Source organism: Acidobacteriota bacterium, assembly GCA_016195325.1.
GTDB lineage: Bacteria > Acidobacteriota > Polarisedimenticolia > JACPZX01 > JACPZX01 > JACPZX01.
Window position 1 is genome coordinate 73946 of sequence record JACPZX010000019.1, and the last position, 7049, is coordinate 80994.

A 7049-nucleotide genomic window follows, 5' to 3' on the forward strand; every position below is an offset into this window, starting at 1 on the left:
CGCGAGATGATCGCGGCCGACCGCGCGCCCATCGAGCGCATCCTGAAGGCGACCGGCGTCTTCTTCGACGACGAGGTCGCCGTCGCCCTCGAGCTCTTCGACATCGCGCGCGACAGGCGCGGCCAGAGCGACTACATCTTTTTGTGCGCCGACGTGGACGACCATCTCGCCGGCTACGCCTGCTACGGACCCGTCCCGATGACCGATCGCACGTACGACCTCTACTGGATCGCCGTCGACCCGAAGCTTCACGGCCGCGGGGTCGGCCGCGCCCTCCTCGACGCGATGGAGACCGATCTCCGGACGCGGGGGGCGCGGAAGGTCTTCATCGAGACCGGCGGGCGCGACGCCTACACTCCCACGCGGCGCTTCTACGAGGCGACCGGGTACTCGGTCGCCGCGCGCCTTCCCGAGTTCTACCGCAAGGGCGACGACAAGTACGTCTTCATGAAGGACCTCTCGTGAAAAAGATCCTCCCCGGAATCCACACCTGGTCGCACTACTCCACCCAGAAGAGGATGGACTTCAACGGCTGGTGCCTCCCCGGGAAGGACGGGACGGTCCTCGTCGATCCCCCGCCGGCCGACAGGCGCACGATGACGGCGATAGAGAAGCTCGGCCCGGTGAGGGCGATCATCCTGACGAACAAGGACCACGTCCGCGCCTGCGACGAGCTGGCGGGCCACTTCCGCGCGCCGGTCCTCATCCACCAGGCCGACGCCCCCCTCGTCACGCTCCGCATCGGCGGCCTCTTCCTCGACGGCGAGAAACTCCCCGGAGGGCTCGAGGTGATCCACGTCTCCGGCGCCAAGTCCCCCGGCGAGTGCGCGCTCCTCTTCCCCCCCGCGAAGGCCCTCATCCTCGGCGACGCCCTCATCGGCAAGCCGAAGGGGAAGCTCAGCATGCTCCCCGAAGAGAAGTTCCCCGACCCCTCGAAGGCGGTGGAGGGGATCCGCGCCCTCCTCGACTACCCCTTCGACGCCGTCCTCGTCGGCGACGGCGCGCCCATCTTGAAGGGGGGCCGGAAGGCGATCGAGGATTTCCTGAAGCGATGCCTCGCAACGTCGAGGTGAAGGCGCGCGTCGCGGATCTTCCGGCCGTCGAGGCGCGCGCCCGGGCGCTCGCCGACCAGGGCCCCTTCGACCTCACGCAGGACGACACCTTCTTCCGCTCCCCAGCCGGCCGCCTCAAGCTCCGCGAGCTGGCCCCCGATCGAGGCGAGCTGATCTTCTACGATCGCCCCGACGCACCGGGGCCGAAGCTCTCGAGCTACCTCCTCTGCCCGACGCCGACCCCCGCCGACATGCGCGAGACGCTCCGCGCCGCCTTCGGCGAGATCGGCAGAGTCCGCAAGCGCCGCCGCCTCTACCTCGCGGGCCCAACGCGCATCCACCTCGACGACGTCGAAGGGTTGGGGACCTTCCTCGAGCTTGAGGTCGTCCTCACCCAAGGGCAGACCCTCGCCGAAGGGGACGCCGTCGCCAGGAAGCTCCTCGAGGACCTCGGGGTCCCCGAGTCGAGCCTCGTCGCGGGGGCGTACCTCGACCTGCTGCGATCCGCGCGCCCCTGACGCCCGGCAGGCGGAGATTGACTCCACCGGCGGCGGCGTGAAAGATCGACGCGGAGGGACACACCCCATGTGGACCCCGCGCGCCGCAGCCATCGTCGCGATCCTCACCACTTCGGGAGCGCTCCTCCCCGGAATCGCTCTCGCGAAGACGAAGATCCCTTCCGAGCGTCTGACGAAGGCGACATACACGTCCCCCGACGGCGCGTACACGCTGGCGCGGCCTGCCGCCCTCGTCGAGCCCGGCTCGCAGGTCGAGGAACGCCAGATCAGCCCCTCGGAGCACGGCGTCTTCTTCACCGACGACTTCGGCGTCGTTTTCTACCTCATCCGGACGGACAACTCGAAGGAGAATAAGAGCCTCGATCAGTTGTCCGCCGGCATCGAGGTCGGAGATCTCGTGCGCGAGAAACGCCAGGCGACCATCGAGGCACGCGACGAAATCCGCGTCGTCCACGTCAACAAGGGGGGAAGCCCCGTCGTCACCCGCACGAAGGAGAAGGGGGAGCGCGTCGACAAGAGAAACGATCTCATCGAAGCGTTGGCTATCTTCCGTCACGGCTCGGACATCTACACGCTGACGGCGGGGGTCACGGCGCTCAACGGCCAGCCGGAGTCGGAGATGGTCGAACGCGCCAAGGGGAACCTCGAGGCGTTTCTGAAAGGCCTGCAGTTCAAAGACAAGGAGACGGTCCGATGAGCGACCCGAAGATCGTCAACCTCGCCGATCTCCCCTGGACGCCGGTCGAGACGAGCCCCTCGATCGCCGTCGAGACCAAGGACCCCGCGCGCAAGCTCGGCTCGCTTCTCGCCGGCCTGCGCCTCTACCGTCTCGCGCCGGGCAAGCAGTCCACACGGCTCCACCGCCATCACCACCAGGAGGAGATGTTCCTCATCCTCTCGGGCGCCGGCACGCTGCGCCACGGCGAGCGACGCGTCCCCGTGAAAACCGGCGATTTCATCCTCTACCTCGCCGACGACCCCGACCCGCACACCTTCGTCAACACCGGGACCGATCCGATGGAGTACCTCGCCACGGGGAACCGCGTGAGCTATGAGGTCTGCGAGTACCCCGAGGAGGGGACGGTCTACGTCGAGTCGCTCGACCGGACGCTCGTCAACCAGGACGTCCCCGGGGCCGCCGAGAAGATCAGGAAGTGGTACGACGCGGGGAGGTGACGGCCCCCTTGCCCGTCGCTTGAATCGGCCTACCTTTTCCGGATACGCGATCTCTCCCCGCGAGAGGAATCTCACTCGTGATCCGGACAACGCTGACAATCGTCCTCGTCTCGGCCGCCCTCGCCGGCGGCTCGGCCGTCTCCACGACGAAGCAACCGGCGCCGTCTCCCGAGTCCCGGCCGGTGACGGTCGAGATCCCGTACGGCATTCTGATCCACGACGAGTCGTGTCCCGGCGCGACGCACGCCCTCCTCGATCCCTGCGCCCCCCATCCGATCGAGGTCTACATCAGGTTCCCCGCGGATCAGAACCTCAAGGCCCTCGAGGGGAAGAACGTCATCCTGCGCGGCTCGCTCCACGAGAGCGACTGCGCGCGCCTCGTCCTGAAGGCCTCCTCCGTCGGGCCGTCGACGGAGCCCTTCATCTGCAACAAGCCCGGTGACGGAGAGACGCCGGGGATCTGACGCCCGGTTCGTCTAGAACGCCGGCCATCTTGTTTTTCCGGCTACCGCCGCATAGCCTCCGTGCCATGAGCCCCGTTCGCGGCCTGATGGCGTCCGATCGATGGGAGCCCTCGCGGCGCGCGCGGTTCCTCGTTCCGGCTTCCGCTCGAGACCGCGGTCGTTTCTTAGACGGCGGGATTTCGCCGTGGCCGGCGATTTATCACGCGAGCCTTTGCTGCATAAGTCGGCCGCGCTCACATTCGACACTCGAGGCGCGACGTGGCGTCGATGGGCGTTCCGCGGGCCCGGACGTCCCACGCCGAAGTTCTTTTGCTAGTGCTGGTACCGTCGCCTCTGACGCCGCTACCACGGCCGCTAACGCGCCGCCTAACAGGCTGCTGAAAAACTCGCGTATCCCGGCCCACTGAGACCGGGTGATGTCTTAGGATGCGCCTCGACTCGTCGACGAGAATGGAGGTGGCGATGCGAGGAGACGATCGGCAACAGGAAGAGATGTTCAGCTACGTTCCCCTTGAGCACCGGATCCCGCTGGACCACCCGCTCCGAGCCATGCGCAAGATGGTCGACGAGATCCTGGTGGAACTGTCTCCGCACTTCGAACGCCTCTACTCGTCGACGGGCCGGCCCTCGATTCCTCCCGAGAAGCTCCTGAGAGCGCTGCTCCTTCAAGTGCTTTACACCGTTCGCAGCGAGCGACTGCTCATGGAGCAGCTCGACTACAACCTCTTGTTCCGCTGGTTCGTCGGGCTGACCCAGTCGGACGCGGTGTGGGCCCCGACTGTCTTCACGAAGAACCGCGAGCGGCTGTTGTCGGGTGACATCGACCGCCTCTTCTTCGAGCGCGTGATCGAACTGGCCAGAACCAAGCAACTTCTCTCCGACGAACACTTCACTGTCGACGGCACCCTCATCGAAGCGTGGGCCGGCCACAAGAGCTTCAAACCGAAGGACGCCGCGCCGACCAAGCCGCCCGACGATCCGGGCAACCCGGACGTGGACTTCTCCGGGAAGAAGCGGTCGAACGAGACCCACGCCTCGACGACGGATCCCGACGCGAGGCTCTATCGCAAGTCGTTCGGGACCGAGTCGAAGCTCTGCTACACCGGGCACGTGCTGATGGACAACCGGCACGGCCTCGCGGTCGACACACGACTCACGAAGGCCACCGGCCGCGCGGAGCCCGAGGCAACTCTGGAGATGGTGTGCAGCACTCCCGTCAAGACTCGCACGACGCTTGGCGCTGACAAAGCGTACGACGTTCGAAGTTTCGCCGAGGCGCTCCGACATCTGTACATCGTCCCGCACACCGCCAGAAAGAACGCGAGCTACAGCACCATCAAGATCAGCACGACGCGCCAGGTCGGCTACCAGCTGAGCCAAAGAAAGCGGAAGCGGGTCGAAGAGATCTTCGGGTGGCTCAAGACCGTGGGCATGATGAGGAAGACGAGGCACCGAGGAGAGCGACGCGTCGGGTGGATGTTCACCTTCGCAGTTGCCACGTACAACCTCGTCAGACTGAGAAACCTTCAGCAGGCGGTTGCCACATGAACACGGGAAGAAGTCTCCCAGGTTGTCGTGAGTTGGATCGGAACGGTGACGGACAGAAGAAACTCGGGGTCGACGAACTGAACTCATCGAGAGCGGCCGTGCGCTCTCGGGCGATGCGTTCCCTTTTCGGCCCACGTTTTTCAGCATCCTGCTAACTCCATTGCGATGGTATGGCGAGGGAATTCACACGGCACTAGATAGCGACTCTATGAGGCCAGTGGAGGTGCACCATGACCCGTGACCCCAGCCTGCCGGGTTGGCTCCCACGCCTCGGGGCACTGCGCGACGGACTCCTGGTCTTGGCCAGCATCCTGTATGGCCTCGGCTACTTAGTCTGGTCGATATACGCGTGGGACCGTGGGCTCGGTCTCCTTCCAGCCCTTGATGCTCAGTACTTCATCGCCGGCATGTTCCCTGCCTTTGTCGGCGTTGCCGGTTTCTGCGGATTCCGGCTCATAGTCCGGAGCATCGAGCACTTCCTCGACTGGCTTTATTCGGGACCCAAGACACGCGCGAAGACCGTGACCCGACGCATCGCCTACGCAGTCGTGCTAGTAGCTGGGCTCCTTCTTGGTGTCTCAAGGCTTAGCGGTCGTCTAAAGGACGCCATCGACCAGTCACTCTGGATGCCGACACTGTTCGGCCTCCTCTTACTTGGTAGCATCTTTTATCACAGGGATCAGGCCGAGGCCGCCTCTAGGTTGTCGCGTCTCTATCGAGACTTTCAGGTAGGGAACATAGTTGCCGGTGCGGCACTGGCCGGCGTGGTCTACTTCATTGGCTCAATCTACCCGCAGCTGCCGCAGGAACTCGGAGGCGTGCGACCGCGATGTGTTTACCTGGACTTGGACACAGCGAAGCTCTCCTTGGCTAGTCTTCCTCCGCTTGTTGGCGCAGGTCAGCTACAAGCCTCTGGGCCAGTTGCACGCTCCGTGGCTCTGGAGCTCTTATACTCCTCAAGAGACATCCTAGTTGTGCGGACTGCGGGACGAGTGTACGAGCTGGACCGCGGTGCAGTTCACACGATAGCATCCTGCGAATAGGCAACTGTGGTGATGGCGACGCGGAGCGGGCCAAGAACTGCGTGAAACGGACGCGCGGTCGTACAATGCTTGGTAGCTCGTTTGTGGGGCGCGCCGCCTACGCTGCCCGTTGGCTGGCGAGCAGGGCATAAGGAGAGGACATGCTGAAGCTCATCCGGACCGCGGGCGTTGTCACTGTCGCGCTGCTCTCATGTGCCTCTGCGCGAGCGGATGGTTCGCGCTCCGTCGGCATCGGCGCCTCGTGCGGAGCCGCTAACCTCACTCTTCCGTCAGACTCGGCCGGCGCGATCTGCCTGACCGTCTGTGGTGACCCGAGCACATGGGCCTCCTGCACCAGGTCGGGCCACAAACCACGGATCAGCCAGGCCGTCGCGGTTCCGGCAACGGCAGACGTTCAGTTGCAGGTGGTCGGCCGCGATCTCACCGTGGCCGACATCGCCGAGTCGCTTCAACGCGCAACGGGCTGGCGCGTCGACGTCCCCAAGGGCGACGCGACCGCTCGCGTTCAACGGTGCGCATGGTCCGGACAACTGCACGAACTGTCGGGCGCGCGACTGAAAGTGCGTGGGGGGCAAGCAGTCGAAATTCATGTATCGACCGAGAGGCAGGCCGTACAACTGGTTGTCGTCCGTGATCATGCCGGGTTGTGGTGAAGCCTCCTTGCGCCATCCAACAACCCGCCGTGCAGTGGCTCCGTTCTTGTTCCTCATGACACTTGCCCTGACGGCCTGCGCGCAACCGGCGCCGAGCGGTGTTCCTCCAATTCTTCTGTTCGATGGAACCGGAACGTCGGCCAATGATGTTGCGGCGGTCGAGGCCATCCTGAAGGACGGCCATCCCGAGTACGCGACCGTGAATTCCCAGCAGTTGAACGGCATGAACGAGTCACAGCTCATGGCCTACCGTCTGATCGTCGTTCCCGGAGGAGACTTCATCGCCATCGGCGATGGCCTGACCCCGAGCACGACGGCGAACATTCACGATGCCGTGCAGGGCGGGTTGAACTACCTGGGAATCTGCGGAGGAGCATTCCTGGCCGGACATGCCTCCTACAACAGCTTGAAGCTGACCGCGGGCGTGCGGTTCGGCTTCTACGCCGCCGAGAGCCGAGGTATCCGCAAGGCCGCCGTCGCGATTACCGGCGTCGGCACACTGGCGATTGAGCAATACTGGGAGGATGGCCCGGAGCTTACGGGCTGGGGTGCGGTCGTCGGCAAGTATCCCGACGGAACGCCCGCCATCGTCGAA

10 protein-coding genes are annotated in these 7049 nt (G+C 64.9%); all 10 read left to right on the forward strand.

Annotation, left to right across the window (positions count from 1 at the left end; genetic code table 11):
* The first annotated feature begins 6 nt into the window (after positions 1 to 6).
* Positions 7 to 465 carry a GNAT family N-acetyltransferase gene (locus tag HY049_04590; GenBank protein ID MBI3448181.1) on the forward strand — a complete coding sequence of 153 codons (459 nt, stop codon included), beginning with the start codon at positions 7 to 9 and terminating at the stop codon, positions 463 to 465.
* On the forward strand, positions 462 to 1073 hold the full coding sequence (locus HY049_04595) for a hypothetical protein (protein ID MBI3448182.1): 612 nt from the start codon (positions 462 to 464) through the stop codon (positions 1071 to 1073). Before HY049_04590 ends, HY049_04595 begins: the two co-directional genes overlap by 4 nt.
* Entirely contained in the window at positions 1052 to 1570 is a 519-nt protein-coding gene (locus tag HY049_04600) for a class IV adenylate cyclase (GenBank protein ID MBI3448183.1), read from the forward strand. The genes HY049_04595 and HY049_04600 overlap by 22 nt, the downstream gene beginning before the upstream one ends.
* Positions 1571 to 1637: 67 nt before the next feature.
* On the forward strand, positions 1638 to 2267 hold the full coding sequence (locus HY049_04605) for a hypothetical protein (protein ID MBI3448184.1): 630 nt from the start codon (positions 1638 to 1640) through the stop codon (positions 2265 to 2267).
* On the forward strand, positions 2264 to 2746 hold the full coding sequence (locus HY049_04610) for a cupin domain-containing protein (protein MBI3448185.1): 483 nt from the start codon (positions 2264 to 2266) through the stop codon (positions 2744 to 2746). Before HY049_04605 ends, HY049_04610 begins: the two co-directional genes overlap by 4 nt.
* A gap of 77 nt (positions 2747 to 2823) precedes the next feature.
* Positions 2824 to 3210 carry a hypothetical protein gene (locus HY049_04615; GenBank protein ID MBI3448186.1) on the forward strand — a complete coding sequence of 129 codons (387 nt, stop codon included), beginning with the start codon at positions 2824 to 2826 and terminating at the stop codon, positions 3208 to 3210.
* Between the two features lie 462 nt (positions 3211 to 3672).
* Complete coding sequence (locus tag HY049_04620; GenBank protein MBI3448187.1) at positions 3673 to 4758, forward strand: IS5 family transposase; 1086 nt, start codon at positions 3673 to 3675, stop codon at positions 4756 to 4758.
* A 230-nt stretch (positions 4759 to 4988) separates the two neighbouring features.
* Positions 4989 to 5801: a hypothetical protein gene (locus tag HY049_04625; protein MBI3448188.1), complete on the forward strand. Its 813-nt coding sequence runs from the start codon at positions 4989 to 4991 to the stop codon at positions 5799 to 5801.
* A gap of 140 nt (positions 5802 to 5941) precedes the next feature.
* The gene (locus tag HY049_04630) at positions 5942 to 6454 is read left to right on the forward strand and encodes a hypothetical protein (GenBank protein ID MBI3448189.1); all 513 of its coding nucleotides are present in this window, start codon (positions 5942 to 5944) and stop codon (positions 6452 to 6454) included.
* 46 nt (positions 6455 to 6500) lie between these two features.
* Positions 6501 to 7049: hypothetical protein (locus tag HY049_04635; GenBank protein MBI3448190.1), on the forward strand; the 549-nt coding region annotated here is incomplete at its 3' end.